20 protein-coding genes and 5 tRNA genes are annotated in these 22606 nt (G+C 33.0%); 23 read left to right on the plus strand and 2 right to left on the minus strand.

All coding sequences use genetic code 11. The features are described 5' to 3' along the window. Positions 1-195 precede the first annotated feature (195 nt). Entirely contained in the window at positions 196-1422 is a 1227-nt protein-coding gene (locus A0083_RS02300; protein ID WP_197552735.1) for a major outer membrane protein, read from the plus strand. 23 nt (positions 1423-1445) lie between these two features. Here the strand turns inward: A0083_RS02300 and A0083_RS02305 are convergent, their stop codons facing one another. After that, positions 1446-2186, minus strand: a complete 741-nt coding sequence (locus A0083_RS02305) for a YaaA family protein (RefSeq protein ID WP_197553899.1) — start codon at positions 2184-2186, stop codon at positions 1446-1448. A 93-nt stretch (positions 2187-2279) separates the two neighbouring features. On the opposite strand from A0083_RS02305, the gene A0083_RS02310 reads away from it, so the two are divergent. The 15 genes from A0083_RS02310 (at position 2280) to rpoC (ending at position 16076) form a co-directional block, all read left to right on the plus strand. Then, positions 2280-2355: transfer RNA gene (locus A0083_RS02310), tRNA-Thr, on the plus strand. Positions 2356-2402: 47 nt separating this feature from the next. Next, positions 2403-2488 (plus strand) — tRNA-Tyr (locus tag A0083_RS02315). 7 nt (positions 2489-2495) lie between these two features. Next, a tRNA-Gly gene (locus A0083_RS02320) sits at positions 2496-2572 on the plus strand. A gap of 108 nt (positions 2573-2680) precedes the next feature. Continuing rightward, positions 2681-2755, plus strand: a tRNA-Thr gene (locus A0083_RS02325). 65 nt (positions 2756-2820) lie between these two features. After that, the gene (tuf, locus tag A0083_RS02330) at positions 2821-4020 is read left to right on the plus strand and encodes an elongation factor Tu (protein WP_120760852.1); all 1200 of its coding nucleotides are present in this window, start codon (positions 2821-2823) and stop codon (positions 4018-4020) included. A 40-nt stretch (positions 4021-4060) separates the two neighbouring features. After that, positions 4061-4219 (plus strand): 50S ribosomal protein L33, encoded by a 159-nt coding sequence (rpmG, locus tag A0083_RS02335; protein ID WP_012661178.1) that lies wholly within the window; start codon positions 4061-4063, stop codon positions 4217-4219. Positions 4220-4240: 21 nt separating this feature from the next. Then, positions 4241-4316: transfer RNA gene (locus tag A0083_RS02340), tRNA-Trp, on the plus strand. 16 nt (positions 4317-4332) lie between these two features. After that, a complete protein-coding gene (secE, locus tag A0083_RS02345) occupies positions 4333-4515 on the plus strand; it encodes a preprotein translocase subunit SecE (RefSeq protein ID WP_012661179.1) in 183 nt (60 codons plus the stop codon). 1 nt (position 4516) lies between these two features. Continuing rightward, positions 4517-5050 carry a transcription termination/antitermination protein NusG gene (gene nusG, locus A0083_RS02350; RefSeq protein ID WP_087684660.1) on the plus strand — a complete coding sequence of 178 codons (534 nt, stop codon included), beginning with the start codon at positions 4517-4519 and terminating at the stop codon, positions 5048-5050. Between the two features lie 27 nt (positions 5051-5077). Further along, positions 5078-5503 (plus strand): 50S ribosomal protein L11, encoded by a 426-nt coding sequence (gene rplK / locus A0083_RS02355; RefSeq protein ID WP_012661181.1) that lies wholly within the window; start codon positions 5078-5080, stop codon positions 5501-5503. Positions 5504-5567: 64 nt separating this feature from the next. Then, entirely contained in the window at positions 5568-6269 is a 702-nt protein-coding gene (gene rplA / locus A0083_RS02360) for a 50S ribosomal protein L1 (RefSeq protein WP_039617747.1), read from the plus strand. Between the two features lie 154 nt (positions 6270-6423). Beyond that, on the plus strand, positions 6424-6903 hold the full coding sequence (gene rplJ / locus A0083_RS02365; RefSeq protein WP_120760853.1) for a 50S ribosomal protein L10: 480 nt from the start codon (positions 6424-6426) through the stop codon (positions 6901-6903). A 20-nt stretch (positions 6904-6923) separates the two neighbouring features. Next, a complete protein-coding gene (rplL, locus tag A0083_RS02370) occupies positions 6924-7301 on the plus strand; it encodes a 50S ribosomal protein L7/L12 (protein ID WP_120760854.1) in 378 nt (125 codons plus the stop codon). 95 nt (positions 7302-7396) lie between these two features. Beyond that, positions 7397-11530 (plus strand): DNA-directed RNA polymerase subunit beta, encoded by a 4134-nt coding sequence (gene rpoB, locus A0083_RS02375; protein ID WP_197553902.1) that lies wholly within the window; start codon positions 7397-7399, stop codon positions 11528-11530. Further along, positions 11523-16076, plus strand: a complete 4554-nt coding sequence (gene rpoC, locus A0083_RS02380) for a DNA-directed RNA polymerase subunit beta' (protein ID WP_197553905.1) — start codon at positions 11523-11525, stop codon at positions 16074-16076. The genes rpoB and rpoC overlap by 8 nt, the downstream gene beginning before the upstream one ends. A 20-nt stretch (positions 16077-16096) precedes the next feature. Here rpoC and A0083_RS02385 read toward each other — a convergent pair whose 3' ends face one another. Next, positions 16097-16867 (minus strand): IclR family transcriptional regulator, encoded by a 771-nt coding sequence (locus tag A0083_RS02385; protein WP_197553908.1) that lies wholly within the window; start codon positions 16865-16867, stop codon positions 16097-16099. 236 nt (positions 16868-17103) lie between these two features. Here A0083_RS02385 and A0083_RS02390 point away from each other — a divergent pair, with 236 nt between their 5' ends. Genes A0083_RS02390 through A0083_RS02420 form a run of 7 tightly spaced genes read left to right on the plus strand, consistent with a single transcriptional unit; the run spans position 17104 to position 22598 of the window. Next, positions 17104-18012 carry a dihydrodipicolinate synthase family protein gene (locus tag A0083_RS02390; RefSeq protein ID WP_197553911.1) on the plus strand — a complete coding sequence of 303 codons (909 nt, stop codon included), beginning with the start codon at positions 17104-17106 and terminating at the stop codon, positions 18010-18012. Next, positions 18009-18275: a UxaA family hydrolase gene (locus tag A0083_RS02395; RefSeq protein WP_197553914.1), complete on the plus strand. Its 267-nt coding sequence runs from the start codon at positions 18009-18011 to the stop codon at positions 18273-18275. The genes A0083_RS02390 and A0083_RS02395 overlap by 4 nt, the downstream gene beginning before the upstream one ends. Beyond that, positions 18272-19438: a UxaA family hydrolase gene (locus A0083_RS02400; RefSeq protein ID WP_197553917.1), complete on the plus strand. Its 1167-nt coding sequence runs from the start codon at positions 18272-18274 to the stop codon at positions 19436-19438. Before A0083_RS02395 ends, A0083_RS02400 begins: the two co-directional genes overlap by 4 nt. Positions 19439-19457: 19 nt before the next feature. After that, a complete protein-coding gene (locus tag A0083_RS02405) occupies positions 19458-20249 on the plus strand; it encodes an SDR family oxidoreductase (protein WP_197553920.1) in 792 nt (263 codons plus the stop codon). 15 nt (positions 20250-20264) lie between these two features. After that, positions 20265-21509: an L-fucose:H+ symporter permease gene (gene fucP, locus A0083_RS02410; RefSeq protein WP_197553923.1), complete on the plus strand. Its 1245-nt coding sequence runs from the start codon at positions 20265-20267 to the stop codon at positions 21507-21509. A gap of 1 nt (position 21510) precedes the next feature. Next, positions 21511-22305, plus strand: coding sequence for an amidohydrolase family protein (locus A0083_RS02415; RefSeq protein ID WP_197553925.1), 795 nt, complete (start codon positions 21511-21513; stop codon positions 22303-22305). Continuing rightward, positions 22281-22598, plus strand: a complete 318-nt coding sequence (locus A0083_RS02420; protein WP_197553928.1) for an L-rhamnose mutarotase — start codon at positions 22281-22283, stop codon at positions 22596-22598. The genes A0083_RS02415 and A0083_RS02420 overlap by 25 nt, the downstream gene beginning before the upstream one ends. Positions 22599-22606 lie beyond the last annotated feature (8 nt).

Here is a 22606-nt window from a genome sequence, read left to right on the forward strand (position 1 = left end):
CACTTGTAAAAGCAAACATTCATAGATAACTCCTTAGTTTTTAAAGATCTAGTTTTAAGCTAGATCTTTAAAGATATATTATCATCTTACAAACTCTTAAATACTTTATGCATTTTTTTATTTACTTTAAGAATTCTTATATAAAACTATGTTATAATACAAGTCATAGTTTTAATTTTAATAAGGAGAATTCTCATGAAACTAGTTAAACTTAGTTTAGTAGCAGCTTTAGCTGCAGGCGCTTTTTCAGCAGCTAACGCTGTTTCACTTGAAGAAGCTATAAAAGATGTTGATGTATCAGGAATGATGAGATACAGATTCCAATCTGACAGAAGAGATGTTGGAAACAGAACAGTAATGGTTGATAATAAAGAGGCTAGTGGTACTGTTAACGGTTACAATAGCTCTAAAAACAATGAACACAAATTCAAATCACAATTAAATTTTAAAGCAGCTTTAGATGATAACTTCAAAGCTTTCGTTCAATTTGAATACAACTCAACTGATCTTGGTTTTGGTGGAGCTAACACTCAAACAAACAAAACTTTCAATGTTAAACAAGCAAATTTAGAATACACTAACGAAGCTTATGCTACAAGCGTAACTTTTGGTAAATTAACTGTTGGTTCTATTTGGACTGATGATGCTGTAGGTACAGGAGCTAAAGTAGTAAACAACTCTATCGAAGGTTTAACTTTTGCTGGTTATTGGTTTGATGCACTAAATTGGCAAGATGATGGTGACTTCACAGATTTAAGTATCGCTAAATCTTCACTATATGGTGCTGCTGTATTAGGTGACTTTGATCCATTTGCATTCCAAGTATGGGCTGCTTATTCAGCTAACTGGGCATTCTTATATGCAGTAGATGCTAGCTATAAATTTGCATTCAATGACATGAATTTCAAAATCCAAGGTCAATACCTAGGAAACAGCTTAGACAGCGACAAAGAAAAACTAGGTCTTGCTGACAACAATTTCTACGCTGCTAAATTCAGCGGACAAATCTCTGCTTTTGATTTCCAAGCAGGTATCGTTGGTTATGGTGATAAAGAAAAATCAACTATCGTTACTTTAGAAGACACAGGTAGAGTAATCGCTCCAGGTCAACAAATTTTCTACTCTAACGAAGGAAGTAAATTAGTTGGTAGCCATGGTGAAAACTTCTTCTACTTTGCAGGTTTAGGCTATACTTTTGCTGAAACTTTAAGAGTAGGATTTGACTATATCGGTGGTAAAACTGAAAGAGCAAATGAAAAAGACATTGATAAAAACGAATTTGTAGCAAGTGTGTCTTATGCTTATAGTCCAAAACTTACATTTAGTGGATTCTATTCTTACCTAAATGAAGACTTCAACACAGCTGGTCAAGACGATACTAAAGATCAATTCATCAGACTTGAAGCTCTATACAAATTCTAATTATAAAAGCTAAGCCAAATGGCTTAGCTTACCATATCCAAAATAACCTCTTCTTTTAATCCTTGTATTTTTATATCTTTAACCTTTAATTCACTTGGCAATTTTTCCAATAAACTTGCTTTATCTTGTATATTTTCCTTTGCAAGTAATCTTAAAATCTTACCCCTATAAGCCTTTGCAAAATGACTTAATGCTTTGGAATTTTTTAAAAAAGTAAAACTTAAAAAAGGTTTATTGACAATATAAAATTTTTCATAAAATTTAGCTCTAAGATCAACGACTAATTCATCTTCTAAAAAATTATCAAGTGCATTGGAAAAATTATCCTTGTAGAATTTTTCTATATTAAAATTTTTAATTTTCTCTCCTTGCTTTAGCTTATAATAAGGTATAAGATCTTTGGCTAAAATAGGACCAAAAAGATTAGAAAAAATTAAAACATTTTCATCAATGTAATCTTGTGCATTTGAATTTAAGCTTTTATAATCTAAATGATCAAAAGCAACACCAGAATATCTTTCAATAGCCTTCGTGGTATTTTTATTTAACATATTACCGCAAAGCTCTTTTATTTCACTATCATCTTTAATTCCAAAAAACTTTTTCAAATCATCTTGTGAGCTATGTGCGATATAATCTTGATAATACTGAATAACTTCAAGTCTTTTTGAGTATAAGTTAGAAAAAACAAACGAGTGTTCATTCATGCTAGCATGAGTGTCTAGCTTGCTTTTTCCTTCACTGGGTGAAAATAGAATTTTCATAATACATCCTTTGGTTTTTTATAAAAATTATACAAAATTATGTAAAATACTTGACATTGTTTTAAAAATACACTATAATTCAATTTTATTTTTGCTGGTTTAGCTCAGTTGGTAGAGCAGCTGCCTTGTAAGCAGCAGGTCGGGGGTTCAAGTCCCTTAACCAGCTCCATTGTTAATAGCAGTGTTTGACCAGAAATAAAAAGCATTTTAATTCATGGTGAGTTACTCAAGTGGCCAACGAGGGCAGACTGTAAATCTGCTGGCTTTCGCCTTCCGTGGTTCGAATCCACGACTCACCACCATTGCTTTGCGGGAGTAGCTCAGTTGGCTAGAGCATCAGCCTTCCAAGCTGAGGGTCGCGGGTTCGAGTCCCGTTTCCCGCTCCAACCTGATTTTGGTAGAGTGAAACTGGGAGCTGTTTTTGTATTCAAAATTTCTAGCAGTTTCAAAAATCCAAAATTTATATATAATTTATGTTTTTAATTTTTCTGAGCGCTCGTATGGCTCAGAGGTAGAGCACTCCCTTGGTAAGGGAGAGGTCGCGGGTTCAAGTCCCGCTATGAGCTCCATTGATTTCAAAAGATTATAAAACATAAATTGGTATTTGTTTGTAAATTTTATATGGAGGAAAAAGATGGCTAAAGAAAAATTTTCACGTAATAAGCCTCACGTAAACATTGGTACTATTGGTCACGTTGACCACGGTAAAACTACTTTAACAGCTGCTATCTCTGCGGTTCTTTCAAGAAGAGGTTTGGCTGAGCTTAAAGATTATGATAATATCGATAATGCTCCTGAAGAAAAAGAGCGTGGTATTACTATTGCAACTTCTCACATTGAGTATGAAACAGAAAATCGTCACTATGCACACGTTGACTGTCCAGGTCACGCTGACTATGTTAAAAACATGATTACTGGTGCTGCTCAAATGGATGGTGCTATTCTTGTTGTTTCTGCTGCAGATGGTCCAATGCCACAAACTAGAGAGCACATCTTACTTTCTCGCCAAGTAGGTGTACCTTATATCGTTGTTTTCATGAACAAAGCAGATATGGTTGATGATGCTGAGTTGTTAGAATTAGTTGAAATGGAAATTAGAGAATTATTAAGTTCTTATGACTTCCCAGGAGATGACACTCCAATTATTTCAGGTTCTGCATTACAAGCTCTTGAAGAAGCAAAAGCTGGACAAGATGGTGAATGGTCTAAAAAAATCTTAGATCTTATGGCAGCAGTTGATGAGTATATCCCAACTCCAGCTCGTGATACAGATAAAGATTTCTTAATGCCAATCGAAGACGTATTCTCTATTTCAGGTCGTGGTACCGTTGTTACTGGTAGAATTGAAAAAGGTGTTGTTAAGGTTGGTGATACTATCGAAATCGTTGGTATTAGAGAGACTCAAAGCACTACAGTAACTGGTGTTGAAATGTTTAGAAAAGAAATGGATCAAGGTGAAGCAGGTGATAACGTAGGTGTTCTTCTACGTGGTACTAAAAAAGAAGATGTTCTTCGTGGTATGGTACTTGCTAAACCAAAATCAATCACTCCTCATACAGATTTTGAAGCAGAAGTTTATATCTTAAATAAAGACGAAGGTGGACGTCATACTCCATTCTTTAATAACTATAGACCACAGTTCTATGTAAGAACTACAGATGTTACTGGTTCTATTCAACTTGCAGAAGGTGTAGAAATGGTTATGCCAGGTGAGAATGTTAGAATTTCTGTAAGTCTAATTGCTCCAGTTGCACTTGAAGAAGGTACACGCTTTGCTATCCGTGAAGGTGGACGTACTGTTGGTTCAGGTGTTGTTTCTAAAATTATTAAATAATTATAAGCGAGATTTTTTCTCGCTTTTTTAAGGAATAAAAATGAGAATTAAAGTTGGCTTAAAATGTGAAGAGTGTGGTGATATTAACTACAGTACTTTTAAAAATAGTAAAAATACAACTGAAAAATTAGAATTAAAAAAATATTGCCCAAGATTAAAAAAACATACAATTCATAAAGAAGTTAAATTAAAAAGTTAAGGCTTTTATATAAAAGCCCTTAGGGCAATAGCTCCAACGGTAGAGCGCCGGATTCCAAATCCGATGGTTGGGGGTTCGAATCCCTCTTGCCCTGCCACAAAATAAGGTTAAAAATGGAAAAACTAATAACTTATTTTAAATTATCAAAAGCTGAACTAGGAAAAGTAATTTGGCCTTTAAAAGAGCAAGTTAGAAATGCTTATATTACAGTTTTTGTAGTTGTTACTGTTGTTTCATTATTTTTGGCATTAGTTGATTTAATTATGTCATTTTCATTATCTAAGATTATAGGGTAGAATGATGAATCATAAATGGTATGCAATTCAAACTTATGCAGGTAGCGAAATGGCGGTAAAAAGAGCCATAGAAAATTTAGTTAGAGATCACGGTATTCAAGAACAATTATTAGAGGTAATTGTTCCAACTGAAGATGTGATTGAATTTAAAAATGGTAAAGAGAAAATAAGCGAAAGAAGTTTATATTCAGGTTATGTTTTTGCTAATATAGACTTATCAACTGAGCTTTGGCATAAAATTCAGTCTTTACCAAAAGTGGGACGTTTTATTGGTGAAAGTAAAAAACCAACCCCATTAAGTGAAAAAGATATCAATCTTATTTTAGAAAAGGTGAAAAATAAAGCAGCACCTAAACCTAAAATTTCATTTGATAAAGAAGAAAGTGTAAGAATTACCGAAGGACCTTTTGCAAACTTTGTTGGTATTGTAGAAGAATACGATATGGTAAGAGGTGTTTTGAAGTTGAATGTTTCGATATTTGGCAGATCAACTCCAGTAGAGATCTTATACTCTCAAGTTGAAAAAATAGTTTGATAATATAGCAAGTAAAGGAGAAAGGTTATGGCTAAAAAAGTCGTAGGTGAAATTAAATTACAAATAGCTGCTACTAAGGCTAATCCATCGCCTCCAGTTGGTCCTGCTTTGGGTCAGCAAGGTGTTAATATCATGGAATTTTGTAAGGCGTTCAATGAAAGAACAAAAGATATGGCTGGTTTTAATATTCCAGTTGTTATCACTGTATATGCTGATAAAAGCTTTACATTTATCACAAAACAACCACCAGCAACTGATTTGATCAAAAAAGCTGCGGGTATTTCTAAAGGTGCTGATAATCCTTTAAAAAATAAAGTTGGAAAACTAACTAAAGCACAAGTATTAGAAATTGTTGATAAAAAAATTGCAGATATGAACACTAAAGACAGAGAACAAGCTGCTAAGATTATTATGGGTTCGGCTCGTTCTATGGGTGTTGAAATCGTAGATTAATACTCTTTACCGCCAAGAGTTAAAAAAGGCGGTAGCACTTTATATAAAATGCGGAGAAAAATTTATGTCTAAAAATACTAAAAGATTTACAGAATTACTAAAAAAAATAGATTCAAATAAAAACTATCTAATGGATGAAGCAATAAGTACAGTTAAAACACTTGCTTCTGCTAAATTTGATGAAACAGTAGAAATTGCCTTAAAATTAAATGTTGATCCAAGACATGCAGATCAAATGGTAAGGGGTAGTGTTGTTTTACCTTGTGGTACTGGTAAAAAAGTACGTGTTGCTGTTATTGCAAAAGATGCAAAAGCAGATGAGGCTAAAAATGCAGGTGCTGATATAGTTGGTAGTGATGATTTGGTAGAAGAAATTCAAAAAGGAAATATGAATTTTGATGTTTTAATTGCTACACCAAATTTAATGGGTTTGGTTGGTAAAGTAGGTCGTATTTTAGGACCTAAAGGATTAATGCCAAATCCTAAAACTGGAACTGTTACAATGGATGTTGCACAAGCTGTTAATAATGCTAAAAATGGTCAAGTTAATTTCCGTGTTGACAAACAAGGAAACATTCATGCAGGTTTAGGTAAAGTTAGTTTCACTCAAGAACAATTAAAAGAAAACATGACTGCATTTGTAAAAGCTATAAATAAACACAAGCCAGCGGCAGCTAAAGGAAGATATATTAAAAATGCTAGTCTTTCTTTAACTATGAGTCCTTCTCTTTCTCTTGATACCCAAGAATTACTTGATACAAAATAAAATTAATGAGAGTTTTACTCTCATTAATAAAAATTAGATAAGATAATACCTTTTATTTTATCTAATTTTTATCTTAGATTGGAGATAGCCGAGGTCGTAGACTTAATTAGATTTTTCTACTCTGCTTGAAATCACCGGTCGGAAAGGAGTAAAGATGACTAAAAGCCAAAAAGTTGAACTTGTTTCTAAATTAGAAGAAAGTTTTAAAGCTAGTGAAGCTGTTGTGGTTTGTAACTACAAAGGTCTAGGTACTAAAAAACTTGAAGAATTAAGAAACAATGCAAGAGAAATGGATGTTAAAGTTCAAATTATCAAAAATACTTTAGCAAGTATCGCTCTTAAAAATGCCGGCAAAGATGGAATGGAACTTAAAGATACTAATATTTATCTTTGGGGTGAAGACCAATTAAATGTTTCAAAAGTTGCTGATAAATTCAGCGAAGCTAATCAAGCATTTGAAATTAAAACCGCATTTATTGAAGGCGAAGTTGCTTCAGTGGATAAAGTTAAAGCTTTAGCTAAAATGCCTTCTCGCAATGAATTACTTGCTATGCTTTTGCAAGTTTGGAATGCACCAATTACCAATTTCACAATTGGATTAAATGCATTAAAAGAAAAAAAAGAAGCTGAATAAAAATATAAAAAGGATAAAATATGGCAATTTCTAAAGAAGATGTATTAGAATTTATTTCTAACCTAAGTGTTCTTGAACTTTCAGAATTAGTAAAAGAATTCGAAGAAAAATTTGGTGTTTCTGCTGCTCCAGTTATGGTTGCAGGTGCTGCTGTTGCAGGTGCTGCTGGTGGTGCTGCTGAGGAAAAAACTGAATTTGATATCGTTTTACAAGATGGTGGCGATAAAAAAATTAACGTAATTAAAGTTGTACGTGCTTTAACTGGTCTTGGACTAAAAGAAGCAAAAGATGCAGTTGAGCAAACTCCTTCAGTTCTTAAAGAAGGTGTTAGCAAAGCTGAAGCAGAAGAAGCTAAAAAACAACTTGAAGAAGCTGGCGCTAAGGTTGAACTTAAATAATTTTTTTGTTTTAAAAGAAAGGATCTTGTATCCTTTCTTGTTTTCCTTTAATTAGGATTCTTTCTTTCAATACTTTTACCACGGGGTATAATAATATGTTAAATTCACAATCAGGAAATCGTTTAAGAATAGACTTCTCGAATGTTCCACAACAAATAGACATTCCAAATTTATTACAACTACAAAAGAAGAGTTTTGATTATTTTCTTAATATAGATGCAAAAAATTCAGAAAGCGGAATTGAAAAAGTATTTAAATCGATTTTTCCAATTCACGATCCGCAAAATAGATTAAGCTTAGAATATGTTAGTAGTGAGGTAGGTAAACCTAAGTATACTATTAGAGAGTGTATGGAAAGAGGTTTGACTTACTCTGTAAATTTAAAGATGAAAATTCGTTTAACTTTACATGAAAAAGATGAAAAAACAGGCGAAAAAATCGGTATAAAAGATATCAAAGAACAAGAAATATACATTAGAGAAATTCCTTTAATGACAGATAGAATTTCCTTTATTATTAATGGGGTTGAAAGAGTTGTTGTAAATCAACTACATAGAAGCCCAGGTGTTATTTTTAAAGAAGAGGAAAGCTCTACTGTTGCAAATAAATTAGTATATACAGCTCAAATTATTCCAGATCGTGGCTCTTGGCTTTACTTTGAGTATGATGCTAAAGACGTGCTTTATGTGCGTATTAATAAAAGAAGAAAAGTGCCTATTACAATTTTATTTAGAGCACTTGGTTATAAAAAACAAGATATTATCAAATTATTTTACCCTATACAAACTATCCATGTAAAAAAAGATAAATTTTTAACTGAATTTAATCCAAATGACTTTTTAGATAGAGTTGAATATGATTTGAAAGATGAAAAAGGAAATGTCATCCACCAAGCTGGTAAAAGAATGACAAAGAAAAAAGCAGAACAGCTTGTAAAAGATGGTGTTAAATGGGTTGAATATCCAGTTGAAATTTTAACTAATAGATATTTAGCTAATCCAATTATAAATAAAGAAACAGGTGAAGTGTTATTTGACTCTTTAACATTGCTTGATGAAGGAAAATTAGCTAAAATCAAAGAAGAAAAGCAGTTTGATATTGCAAATGATTTAGCTAATGGTGTTGATGCTGCTATTATTAATTCTTTTATTCAAGATAATGAGACTTTAAAATTATTAAAGCAAACAGAAAATATTGAAGATGAAAACGATTTAGCAGCAATTAGAATTTACAAGGTAATGAGACCAGGTGAACCTGTGGTTAAAGATGCTGCAAAAGCTTTTGTAAATGATTTATTCTTTAATCCTGAAAGATATGATTTAACTAAAGTTGGTCGTATGAAGATGAATCATAAATTAGGTCTTGAAACACCTGAATATGTTACGGTTTTAACTAATGAGGATATAGTCAAAACTGCAAAATATTTGATTAAAGTTAAAAACGGTAGAGGTCATATTGATGATAGAGATCACTTGGGCAATCGTCGTATCAGATCTATCGGTGAACTTTTAGCCAATGAACTTCATGTTGGTCTTGCAAAAATGCAAAAATCAATTAGGGATAAATTCACAGCTTTAAATGCAGATATTGATAAGGTTATGCCTTATGATTTAATTAACCCTAAAACCATTACTGTAACGATTATGGAATTTTTCACCGGTGGTCAGCTGTCTCAATTTATGGATCAAACAAACCCACTAAGTGAGGTTACGCACAAACGTCGTTTATCAGCTCTTGGTGAAGGCGGTTTAGTAAAAGAAAGAGCCGGTTTTGAAGTGCGTGATGTGCACGCAACACATTATGGAAGAATTTGTCCTGTTGAAACGCCAGAAGGACAAAACATCGGTTTGATTAATACGCTTTCAACTTATGCTAAAGTAAATGATTTAGGTTTTGTTGAGGCCCCTTATAAAAAAGTAGAAAATGGAAAAGTAAGCAATGAAATTGTTTATTTAACAGCAACTCAAGAAGAAGGACTAGTAATCGCAGCAGCTTCAACTAAAATCGATGATAAAGGTAATATTATCGAAGAATTTGTTGAAGCTAGACAAGATGGTGAAACTATCCTAGCAAGAAGAGAAGAGGTGCATTTGATTGACCTTTGTTCGGGTATGATAGTGGGGGTTGCAGCTTCTCTTATTCCATTTTTGGAACATGATGATGCAAATAGGGCTTTGATGGGTTCAAACATGCAACGTCAAGCGGTACCTTTATTAACTGCACAGGCTCCTATAGTTGGTACGGGTATGGAAAAAATTATTGCCCGTGATGCATGGGAAGCGATCAAGGCTAAAAGAGCGGGTATTGTAGAAAAGGTTGATAATAAAAATATCTTTATTTTAGGTGAAGATGAAAATGGTCCATTTATTGATCACTATAAAATGGAAAAAAATTTAAGAACCAACCAAAATACAACTTTTATACAACATCCAATTGTTAAAAAAGGAGAATTTGTTCAAGCAGGACAAATCATTGCTGATGGTCCAAGTATGGATCAAGGTGAGCTTGCTATCGGTAAAAATGCCCTAATTGCATTTATGCCATGGCATGGTTATAACTACGAAGATGCGATTGTTATTAGTGAAAAAATCTTACGTGAAGATACTTTTACTAGTGTGCATATTTATGAAAAAGAAGTGGAAGCTAGAGAGCTTAAAGATGGTGTTGAAGAAATCACTAAAGATATTCCAAATGTAAAAGAAGAAGATTTAGCACATCTTGATGAAAGTGGTATCGCAAAAATAGGTACTCACATTAAGCCAGGTATGATTTTAGTAGGTAAGGTTTCACCTAAAGGTGAGGTAAAACCTACCCCTGAAGAGAGATTATTAAGAGCGATTTTTGGTGAAAAAGCAGGACATGTAGTAAATAAATCTTTATATGCAACTGCATCACTAGAAGGAGTTGTAGTTGATGTAAAAATCTTTACTAAAAAAGGCTATGAAAAAGATGCTCGTGCCATCAAAGCATATGATGATGAAAAATTAAATCTTGAAAAAGAACATCATGATAGACTTTTGATGATGGATAGAGAAGAAACTTTAAGAGTATGCTCTTTACTTTCTAAATCGCCTTTAAATTCAGATGAAGAGATTAATGGGGTTAAATACAAAAAAGGTGCTAAAGTAGAAATAAGTGAATTAGAAAAAATTAATCGTTTTGCTTTAAATTCCTTAGTGAAAGCTTACTCTAAAGAAGTACAAAAAGAATATGATGATTTGAAAAATCATTTCCAAAATGAGAAGAAAAAACTCAAAACTGAACATGATGAAAAATTAGAAATTTTAGAAAAAGATGATATTTTACCAAGTGGAGTGGTAAAACTTGTAAAAGTATATATTGCTACCAAAAGAAAGCTTAAAGTTGGAGATAAAATGGCAGGACGCCACGGTAATAAAGGTATCGTGTCTAATATCGTTCCTGAAGTTGATATGCCTTATCTACCTGATGGAAGACCAATTGACATAGCTTTAAATCCACTAGGGGTTCCAAGCCGTATGAATATCGGTCAGATTCTAGAGAGTCATTTAGGTATTGTTGGGATGAAACTAGGTGATCAAATCCAAGAAATTTTTGACAGAAAACAAAAAGATTTTGTAAAAGAATTACGTGAGAAAATTCTTGAAATTTGTAGTGTATCTAGACTTGAATTAGAAAAGAAATTTGTAGAAAGTCTTAATGATGAGCAACTTATTTCTTATGCTAGAGATTGGGCTAAAGGAGTGAAATTTGCAACTCCTGTATTTGAAGGTGTAACGGTTGAAGAATTTAGTAAACTTTTTGAAATGGCTAAGGTAGCCATGGATGGTAAAAGCGAGCTTTATGATGGAAGAACCGGTGAGAAAATGGCAGAGCGTGTTCATGTTGGTTGTATGTATATGCTTAAGCTACACCACTTGGTAGATGAAAAAGTTCACGCAAGAAGTACCGGACCTTACAGCCTTGTAACACAACAGCCAGTTGGTGGTAAAGCATTATTTGGTGGACAAAGATTTGGTGAGATGGAAGTTTGGGCTCTTGAAGCTTATGGAGCAGCTCACACTCTAAGAGAAATGCTAACCATAAAATCTGATGATGTTGAGGGTAGATTTAGTGCTTATAAAGCTTTAACAAAAGGCGAGAATGTTCCAGCAACAGGTATTCCAGAGACATTCTTTGTACTTACAAATGAATTAAAATCTCTTGCTTTAGATGTTGAGATTTTTGATAAGGATGAGAATAATGAGTAAATTTAAACCTATCGAAATAAAAGAAGATGGCAGACCTAGAGACTTTGAAGCATTTCAGTTAAGACTTGCAAGTCCTGAAAAGATCAAGTCATGGTCTTATGGTGAAGTAAAAAAGCCTGAAACGATTAATTATAGAACTTTAAAGCCTGAAAGAGATGGGCTTTTTTGTGCTAAAATTTTTGGACCAGTAAGAGATTATGAGTGTCTTTGTGGTAAATACAAAAAAATGCGCTTTAAGGGCATTAAATGTGAAAAATGTGGCGTCGAAGTTACTAGCTCTAAAGTTCGCCGTTCTAGAATGGGGCATATTGAACTAGTTACCCCTGTTGCGCATATTTGGTATGTAAATTCACTACCAAGCCGTATAGGTACTTTACTTGGTGTGAAAATGAAAGACCTTGAGCGTGTGTTGTATTATGAAGCATATATTGTTGAAAATCCAGGCGATGCTTACTATGATAATGAAAATAGTAAAAAAGTTGAATTTTGTGATGTATTAAACGAAGAGCAATATTTAAATTTAATGCAACGTTATGAAACTAGCGGTTTTAAAGCTAGAATGGGTGGTGAGGTTGTTAGAGATTTGCTAGCAAATTTAGATCTTGTTGAGCTTTTGAATAAACTTAAAGAAGATATTGCAGCAACTAATTCAGAGGCAAAGAAAAAAACTATTATCAAGCGTTTAAAAGTCGTAGAAAATTTCTTAAATAGCAATCTAAACAGCAATACTAATATTGATGAAGTGGTGCCAAATCGTCCTGAATGGATGATGATTACCAACCTACCTGTATTGCCACCTGATTTAAGACCTTTGGTTGCTTTAGATGGTGGTAAATTTGCAGTTTCTGATGTGAATGATTTATATAGAAGAGTAATTAATAGAAACACTCGTTTAAAAAGACTTATGGAGCTTGATGCACCTGAGATTATTATCAGAAATGAAAAAAGAATGCTTCAAGAGGCAGTTGATGCATTGTTTGATAATGGTAGAAGAGCTAATGCGGTTAAAGGTGCAAATAAGCGTCCATTGAAGTCACTTAGTGAAATTATCAAAGGTAAACAAGGTCGTTTTAGACAAAACTTGCTTGGTAAAAGGGTTGACTTTTCTGGTCGTAGTGTTATTGTTGTTGGTCCAAAACTTAGAATGGATCAGTGTGGTTTACCTAAGAAAATGGCTTTGGAGTTATTTAAACCACATTTGTTGGCTAAACTTGAAGAAAAAGGCTATGCGACTACTGTAAAGCAAGCTAAAAAAATGATAGAAAATAAAACCAATGAAGTTTGGGAATGCTTAGAAGAGGTTGTTAAGGGTCATCCTGTAATGCTTAACCGTGCACCAACTTTACATAAGCTTTCTATTCAAGCATTTCACCCTGTACTTGTAGAAGGTAAGGCGATCCAATTACATCCATTGGTGTGTGCGGCATTTAATGCTGACTTTGACGGTGACCAAATGGCTGTGCATGTGCCATTATCTCAAGAAGCAATCGCAGAATGTAAAGTATTAATGCTCTCATCTATGAATATCTTGCTTCCAGCAAGCGGTCGTTCTGTAACTGTTCCATCTCAAGATATGGTTTTGGGAATTTATTACCTTTCTTTGGAAAAAGATGGTGCTAAAGGTGAGCATAAAATTTGTACAGGTATTGAAGAGGTTATGATCGCTTTAGAAGCAAAATCTTTAGATATTCATGCAAGTATAAGAAGTGTGGTTGATGGAAGAAAAATTACAACAACTGCAGGTAGATTGATTATCAAATCTATTTTGCCTGATTTTGTTCCAGAAAATATGTGGAATAAAGTTATGAAGAAAAAAGATATTGCAGCCTTGGTTGACTATGTTTATAAAGAAGGTGGACTTGAAGTAAGTGCCAGTTTCTTAGATAAATTAAAAGATCTTGGCTTTGAATATGCAACTAAAGCAGGTATTTCAATTTCGATTGCTGATATTATCGTGCCAGAACAAAAGCAAAAAAATATTGAAGAAGCTAAAAAGCAAGTGAGAGAAATCCAAAATTCATATAATTTAGGTCTAATTACTTCAGGTGAAAGATATAATAAAATCATTGATATTTGGAAAAGCACCAATAATATCTTATCAAAAGACATGATGGATTTAATCAAGAAAGATAAAGAAGGCTTTAATTCCATTTACATGATGGCTGACTCTGGTGCTAGAGGTTCTGCAGCTCAAATTTCACAGCTTGCTGCGATGAGGGGTCTTATGGCTAAGCCTGATGGCTCGATTATTGAAACACCGATTATTTCAAACTTCCGTGAAGGGCTTAACGTTCTTGAGTACTTTATTTCAACCCACGGTGCTAGAAAAGGTCTTGCAGATACAGCGCTTAAAACAGCAAATGCGGGTTATTTAACAAGAAAACTTATTGACGTGGCACAAAATGTGAAGGTCACAATGGAAGATTGTGGTGCACATGAAGGGGTTGAAATCAACGAAATCACTGCAGATGGGGTTGTAATTGAAACCTTAGAAGAAAGAATTTTAGGAAGAGTTTTAGCGGAAAATATTATTGATTCTATCACTAATGAAATATTATTTTCAGAAGGCACTTTGATTGATGAAGAAAAAGCTAGAACGATTGTTGAAAGCGGAATTAAGAGTGTAAGTATTAGAACTCCTATTACTTGTAAAGCTAAAAAAGGCGTATGCTCTAAATGCTATGGTATTAACTTGGGTGAAGGTAAATTAGTGAAACCAGGTGAGGCTGTGGGTATTATTTCGGCACAATCAATTGGTGAGCCAGGAACTCAGCTTACGCTAAGAACATTCCATAGTGGTGGTACTGCGAGTACAGATTTACAAGATCGTCAAGTAGTGGCACATAAGGAAGGTTTTGTAAGATTTTATAATCTTAATACATATGAAGATAGACAGGGTAAAACCATTGTTGCTAATCACCGTAATGCTGCTATTTTGCTTGTTGAGCCAAAAATTAAAGCTCCGTTTAAAGGTACTATCCATATTGAGCATGCGTATGAAGATGTAGTGGTTAGTGTTAAAGCGAAAAATAATGAGGCTAAATTTATACTTAGAAAATATGACTTAGCAAAAGCTAATGAGCTTGCAGGTGTAAGTGGTAATATCGAAGGTAAATTATATATTCCATATAGTGATGGTGATGAAGTAGCTGAGAATGAAAGCATTGTGGAAGTGATTAAAGAAGGTTGGAATATACCAAATCGTATTCCTTATGCGAGTGAGTTATTAGTAAAAGATGGCGATCCTATTACACAAGATATTATCGCGGGTGCAAAAGGTACTTTGAAATTTTATATGCTCAAAGGTGATGGTTTAGATAGAATTAGAAATCTTAAAAAAGGCGATGTGGTAAAAGAAAAAGGCGTTTTTGTTGTGATTGCTGATGAAAATGATAGAGAAGCAAAAAGACACTATATTCCAAGAGAATCAGTGATTGAATTTGATGATAGTTCTTTTGTGGATAATCCTAAAGCTATCATAGCAAAATCAAGCAAAGAAGATAAAACTATCATTGCTGAATGGGATGCGTATAATAATACTGTAATTGCGGAAGTTGCAGGTACAATTAACTTTGAAGATATTGAATCAGGTTATAGTGCTGATGAGCAGATAGACGAAGCAACTGGTAAGAGATCGTTAGTGATTAATGAATATTTACCAAGTGGAGTGCGACCTGCATTGTTGATCTTAGGTGAAAATGACAAAGTAGTGCGTTATCAGCTTGAGCCAAAAACAGTTATTTATGTAAATGATGGCGATAAAGTTAAACAAGCAGATATTTTAGCTAAAACTCCAAAAGCAGCAGCTAAGTCAAAAGATATCACAGGAGGTCTTCCAAGAGTTTCTGAACTATTTGAAGCGAGAAAGCCAAAAAATACCGCTGTTGTTGCTGAAATTGATGGCGTGGTAAGATTTGACAAACCTTTAAGATCTAAAGAGAGAATTATCATCCAAGCAGAAGATGGAAGCAGTGCTGAATATTTGATTGATAAATCAAAACGCATCCAAGTAAGAGATGGTGAGTTTATTCATGCAGGTGAAAAACTAACCGATGGGGTTATTTCAAGTCATGATGTACTTAGAATTTTAGGTGAGAAAGCATTGCATTATTATCTTATTTCTGAAATTCAACAAGTTTACCGTGGTCAAGGCGTTGTGATTTCTGATAAACATATTGAAATCATCGTTTCTCAAATGCTAAGACAAGTTAAAATTGTAGATAGTGGTCATACAAACTTCATTGTAGGTGACTTAGTTTCAAGAAGAAAATTTAGAGAAGAAAACGAAAGAATTTTAAGATATGGCGGTGAGCCTGCTGTGGCTGAACCTGTATTACTTGGGGTTACTAGAGCTGCTATTGGAAGCGACAGTGTGATTTCAGCTGCTTCATTCCAAGAAACAACAAAAGTTTTAACTGAGGCAAGTATCGCGGGTAAATTTGACTATCTTGAAGATCTAAAAGAAAATGTAATCTTAGGTCGTATGATTCCTGTTGGTACGGGTTTGTATCAAGAGCAAAAGCTTAAGTTGAAAGAAAAAGAATAAAAATCCCTCTCAAGGGATTTTTACTGATATATATTTTCCAATTCTGGAAAATATAAATTTAACTCCTGTTCTATTTTAAATTTTTCATCTAATAAAATTTTCTTATTTTTCTTTTTAAATTTTTCATCAGAGTAAAATATATGGTAAGAAATGCTAATTGCTGCTATGATTTTATCATTATGTTCAATCCCTATAGCCATGCATTCGATTTCAGGATTCATTTCCCCGCTTTCTAAAGCTATTTTTTCTTTTTTAATAAGTGTCAATTCTTTATACAACTCTTCTATATTTGCAATGGTATTAGGAGTGATTTTTTCAAAAGGGTGAGGGTAAATTGATTGAAGCTCTTTGTAACTTTTCATTTCCAATAAAGCTTTGCCTAAAGAAGTAGCATAAGCTGGGTAAGAAGCCCCAACAAAAGATTTAATCTGAATATGATGATCAGGATTTATTTTTTCAAGATAAAACACATCTCCTTCTTTTAATATCCCCATTTGGCAAGTTTGCCCTGTTAAATTTCTAATATTTTTCATATGCTTTTTAATAAGTTCTAGAGCGCTATTTTTCATTGAAACACAGCGACTAATTTCTAAAATTTTATAATCTAATGTATAAATTTTGTTTTTATCGCATTTGATGTAGTTTTTAGCTTGTAGGGTTTGTAATATAGGAGAGAGTGTTCCTGGAGGAATATCTAGTTTTTTTGCAATTGAACTTAATGTATTTTTTTCATTTGTATTGGTAAGCAATTCTAAAATTTTCAAAACTCTTAAAGTTGGCTGATGTGTCATTTTACTCCTTTTGATGGATAAATTCTATCATAATTTTTACTTTTAGTAACATTTTTACGTAATTTATTTCTATTTTACTTGTGTAATTTTTTCCATAATCGAGGTAATAATACCGCATTAAAGGCTTTTGAATAAAAATTGGTATTTTATTTAGGTTTTTTAAAATTTCTATTTTTAGCTATATTTTTTGTATATAAAAATATTTTTGTATATACAAAAATAATGAAAGGAAAGATATGGGAAATTTAAAAGGAACTTTTCCGGCCTTATTGACACCTTATGATGTTCATAGGAATATTGATGAAAAAGAATTTGTTCGTTATTGCGAATTTGGAATTTCAAAAGGCTTAGATGGGCTTTTTTGTAATGGAAGCGCAGGAGATTCTCAAGCATTAAGTTTAGAAAAACAAGTTAAATTAATGCAACTATCAAAGAGTGTTGCTAAAAACAATGTCCCTGTGATTACTGGTATTACTTCTACAGTATATGAGCACACACTTATTCTAGCACAAAAGGCGTATGAGTTAAATTTAGATGCACTTTTGCTAGCAATGCCTTATTATTATAAATTAGATGAAAATGATCTTTTTGAATATGTTAGGCTAGTTGCAAATAGTGCGAAAATACCTGTTTATGTTTACAATATACCTTTATTTGCACCTAGCATGAGCTTAAAGCTAATAGAGAAAGTTTCTAAATTAGATAATGTTGTCGGGATTAAAGATAGCAGTGGAGATGCTTTGCTTTTAAATCATATACTTGATGTAGTGCCTTGTGATTTTGATGTGTTTGTTGGTAGAGAGGAATTTTATGCAGGAGCTTTATTTGCTGGTGCAAAAGGCTCTATGACAAGTATAGGTGGTGTATTTCCTGAACTTATGAGTGAAATTTATCACTGTATGTGTGATAAAAACTATGAAAAAGCACTAGGCATACAAAAAAGTTTATTAAAAGCTATACGCTTTGCGATGAGTATTAGTTTTCCTATGGGTTTTGCATTGTTATTAAAACTTAGAGGTTTTGAATTTACTCGTTTTAGAATTCATCCTAGTTCTATAAAAGCTGAATCTTACTTGGAGCAATTTTACAATGAAGCTAAGAATGTAATTCAAACTTTAGAACAAGAAACTGGAATTTTATTATGAGTAATTTTATCATTGTACATGAAAAAGATAATGTTGCAACCGCATTAAAAGACCTTCAAAAGGGCGAGGAATTTGCAGGAGTTATCTTGAGAGAAGATATAAAAAATGGACATAAATTCGCAATTAAAACTATAGATAAAAATCAGCTTGTAATTAAATATTCAGAAGCCATAGCAATGGCAAATAAGACAATTTATGCAGGAGAATGGGTTCATACACATAATATTGATGGGATTCGCGCAAGAGGTGATAAGGAAGAATGATGAAAATAATGGGATATCGTAGAGCAGATGGTAAATTTGGCTTAAGAAATAAAGTTATTATTATACCAAGCGTGCATTGTGCTAATAAAGTATGTGAAAACATAGCAAAAAAATGCGATGGTGCGGTATATATCAATCATCAGCATGGTTGTTCACAGCTTGATTTTGATGCATTGCAAACGAGAGATGTTTTAATAGGACATGGAAGTAATGCAAATGTTTTTGGTGTTTTGGTTGTTGGATTGGGGTGTGAGGTGATACAGGCAAAAACTGTAGCAGAAAAAATCAAAGAAGCAACTCCTTATAAGCAGGTGGAATATCTAGTAATTCAAGAGTGCGGTGGAAGCAAAAATACCATTGATAAAGGGGTAGATATTGTTAAATCTATGCTCGAAAATGCATCTAAAATAGAAAAAAGCGAAGGTGATTTCAGTGATTTGATTTTAGGAACAGAATGTGGTGGGAGTGATAGTTATAGTGGTTTAAGTGCAAATCCTGCATTAGGAAATTTGAGTGATTTTGTGATCGAGCAAGGCGGTTCTGTTATCTTAGCTGAGACAACTGAGTTGATAGGTTGTGAAGCAATTTTAGCCAAAAGAGCTAAAAATGATGAAGTTGCAAAAAAAGTGTATGAGAAAATTTTAGGTTATGAAAATTTGGTTAAATCTTTTCATGCTGACATTCGTGGAGCCAACCCAAGTCCTGGAAATATAGAAGGTGGTCTTAGCACTATAGAAGAAAAATCATTAGGTTGTGTGTATAAAGCAGGAACTAAGACACTAATGGATGTGATAGATTATGCTAAACCCGTAGTTTCTAAAGGACTTACCTTTATGAATACCCCTGGAAATGACATAGAACAACTTAGTGCTATGGTTGCAGGTGGGGCGAATATATGCGTTTTTACAACAGGGCGTGGTACTCCTACTGGATCAGCTATAGTACCTACTATCAAAATGAGTTCTAATACTTTTTGTTATACAAATATGAATGATGCTATTGACATTAACGCTGGAAGTATTATCGATGGAGTGAAAACAAAAGAGGATGTTCGCGATGAACTTATAGATTTGATTGTGCGGATTTCAAATGGAGAATTAGTAAAAGCGGAAATAAACGAGCAAAACGACTTTTCAGTTTGGAGACTTGCAACAACTTGTTAAATTATAAAAAGGATGTAATATGGATTTAAAAATTCAAAATAAGGTTTGTATTATCACTGGTGGGGCAAAAGGTATTGGTTATGGCATTGCTAAATTATGGGCGCTAGAGGGTGGAATTCCTGTTATTTTTTCAAGAAGTGAAATAGCAGAAAAAAACCACAACGAACTAAAAGAAATTTGTGAAAATTACGGTTTTTATCAAATAGACTTAAAAAATACAGAACAAATTGCAATGCTTGTGAAAAATGTGGTTGATAGTTATGGTGGAATATATGCTTTGGTTAATAATGCAGGTGCTAATGATAATTTGCATATTGAAAACACAAGCACTCAGGATCTGATCAAATCTTATGAGAACAATCTTTTTCATTATTATACTATGGCTAAGGAATGTTTACCGTATATCAAAAAAGAACAAGGGAATATTTTAAATATTACCAGTAAGACAGGTTTAACAGGTCAAGGTAGAACATCAGCTTATGCCTCTGCTAAGGCTGCTCAGATAGGTTTTACAAGAGAATGGGCATGCGCTTTTGCAAAAGATAATATTCGAGTAAATGCAATTGCACCGGCTGAAGTGATGACTCCGCTTTATGAAAAATGGTTATCTAACTTTCCAAATCCAAAAGAACAATATGAAAAAATAGCAAAATGTATCCCTTTGGGTCACCGCTTTACAACCATAGAAGAGATAGCAAACACAGCTGTTTTTACTCTAAGTCCTCTTGCATCACATACAACAGGACAAATTTTAACTCCAGATGGTGGATATATCCATCTAGATAGAGCTTTAAATTGGGATGAAAATTAGCAAAAGGAGGTTTATATGCTAAGTAATTCTAAAAATATAAAAATAGCAATTATTCTAGTTACTTCTCTTTTTTTTCTATGGGGAGTAAGCTATGGTTTGATTGATGTAATGAATAAAAATTTTCAAAATCACCTGCATATTACACAACATGAAAGCGGATTTTTACAGCTTGCGTATTTTGGTGCTTATTTTATTATAGCACTACCTGCGGGTTATATCGCTAATAAATACTCGTACAAAATCGCTATTATTTTTGGTTTGATTTTGTATGCGATAGGTTGTTTATTGATTATACCAGCAACCAATTTGGCTAATTTTTATTTGTTTTTATTTGCGTTTTTTATATTAGCTTGTGGTATTGGTTCTTTAGAAACTAGCGCAAATCCTTATATGGTAAAACTAGGGGATGAAAAAAATGCAAGTTTTAGGATCAACGCTGCTCAAAGTTTTAATGGCTTAGGACAATTTTTAGGACCTATTATAGGAGGTGCTTTATTTTTATCTATTACTAAGCAGGCAGATGGAGCAAGTAAAGAGCAAATCGAAGCAGCCTTGCTAGCTAATATGGGCAATGTTCAACTTGTATATGTGGGGATAGCGGCTATTGTTATTTTGGTTTTAATTGCTTTTGCTTTAAATAAAATTCCAGAAGGTGCTGCTGTGAGTAGTGATTATGAGCAAACAGACACTTCAAAACCCATAGGAGTGTTTAAGCATAAACATTTTAATCTCGGTCTTCTAGCCCAGTTTTTATATATAGCAAATCAAGTAAGTGCAGGTGCGTTTTTTATTAATTATCTTAGTGAACATAATGAAAATTTAAAAGATGAGCAAGGGGCGTATTATTTTTCTATTGCACTAGTTGTTTTTATGATGGGTCGTATCCTTTCTACCCCTTTAATGAAAAAAATTAAAGGTGAAGTTATTTTAGGATGGTACTCATTTATTAATGTAATTTTATGTGTGTGTTTGTATTTTGCAAGTGGTTTTATTAGTATAGTGATTTTAATTGCTTTGTTTTTTTTCATGTCAATTTCCTTTCCAACTATTTTTGCCGTTGCAACCAAAAATCTTCCTTTTAACCAAGTAAAACTAGGCGGTTCTTTGCTAGTTATGAGTATAGTAGGTGGTGCAATTATGCCTATTATTGTAGGTTTGGTTAATGATCATTTTGGAACAAGTATGGGGTATTTGGTGATGGCTCCTTTGTTCTTGTATGTATCTTGGTATGGATTTTTTGGTTCTAAAATAAAGGCATAGCATGCAAGCTATTTTTGATTCTCATTTGCATCTTTGGGATTTAAGTAAAATGCCTATTTCATGGATAAAATCTAATGATAGATTAGATCAAAATTTTGAATTTGAAAGAGCAAAATTAGAATATAAAGACTATCAATTTTTAGGTGCAATGTATGTTGAAACTAATAGCGATGATAAAAGCAAGGAAGCTTTGTTTGCATTAGAGCAAAGGAGGCTTCATGGGCTTTTTCTTTGTTTGGCTGATTTAGAATGCAAAGATCAACTTTGTGCTTTTAGAGAAGTAATGCATACAAGCAAAAAAGGTGCTAGAAGGTTATTTGAACCAGATTTTAAGATTATATTGCGAGTTTTAAAACAAGAAAATATAGTTTTTGAAGCTTGTATGAAGAATGAAGAATTATGGTTTTTAGAAAGGTTTTTGCAAGAAAATTCTGATTTAAAGGTTGTGCTAAATCATATGGGTAGCCCTAAAATGGAATGTTTTGAAACATATAAAAAAACTCTAGAAAAATTAAAACTTTTTTCCAATTTATGGATAAAAATTTCTGCTCCAGATGATTTTACAATACAAACTCACAAAGAGTTTGTAAAAGAGTGTTTTGTGTTTTTAAAAAGCATTTTTAATGAAGATAGATTTTTATTTGGTAGCAATTATCCGGTTGCAAAAATACCACCAAGTCAATGGGCGAAGCTTATTGTAGAGAGTGGAATTTTTAAAGATCTAGATGGCATATTTTATAAAAATGCTTTATCAATTTACAAGGAGGATAGGTGCAAAGATATGGGCAAATCATAAAAGTTAAAAAGGAAAAAATACAAGAATATAAAGATCTTCATGCTAAACCCTATGATGGGGTTTGTGAGATGATTAAAAAATGTAATATACAAAATTACTCTATTTATTTATTCGGAGAGTATTTATTTGCATATTTTGAATACATTGGTGCTGATTTTGAAGCGGATATGGCAAAAATGGCAAAAGATGAAAACACACAAAAATGGTGGAGAGTGACAGATCCTTGCCAAATATCTTTAGGCTATGCGGGTCAAAAATGGCTAGATATGGAAGAAGTGTTTCATTTAGATTGAAAGGAGAA

It is taken from the genome of Campylobacter sp. 2014D-0216 (assembly GCF_014931215.1).
In the GTDB taxonomy this organism is placed as follows: Bacteria; Campylobacterota; Campylobacteria; order Campylobacterales; family Campylobacteraceae; genus Campylobacter_D.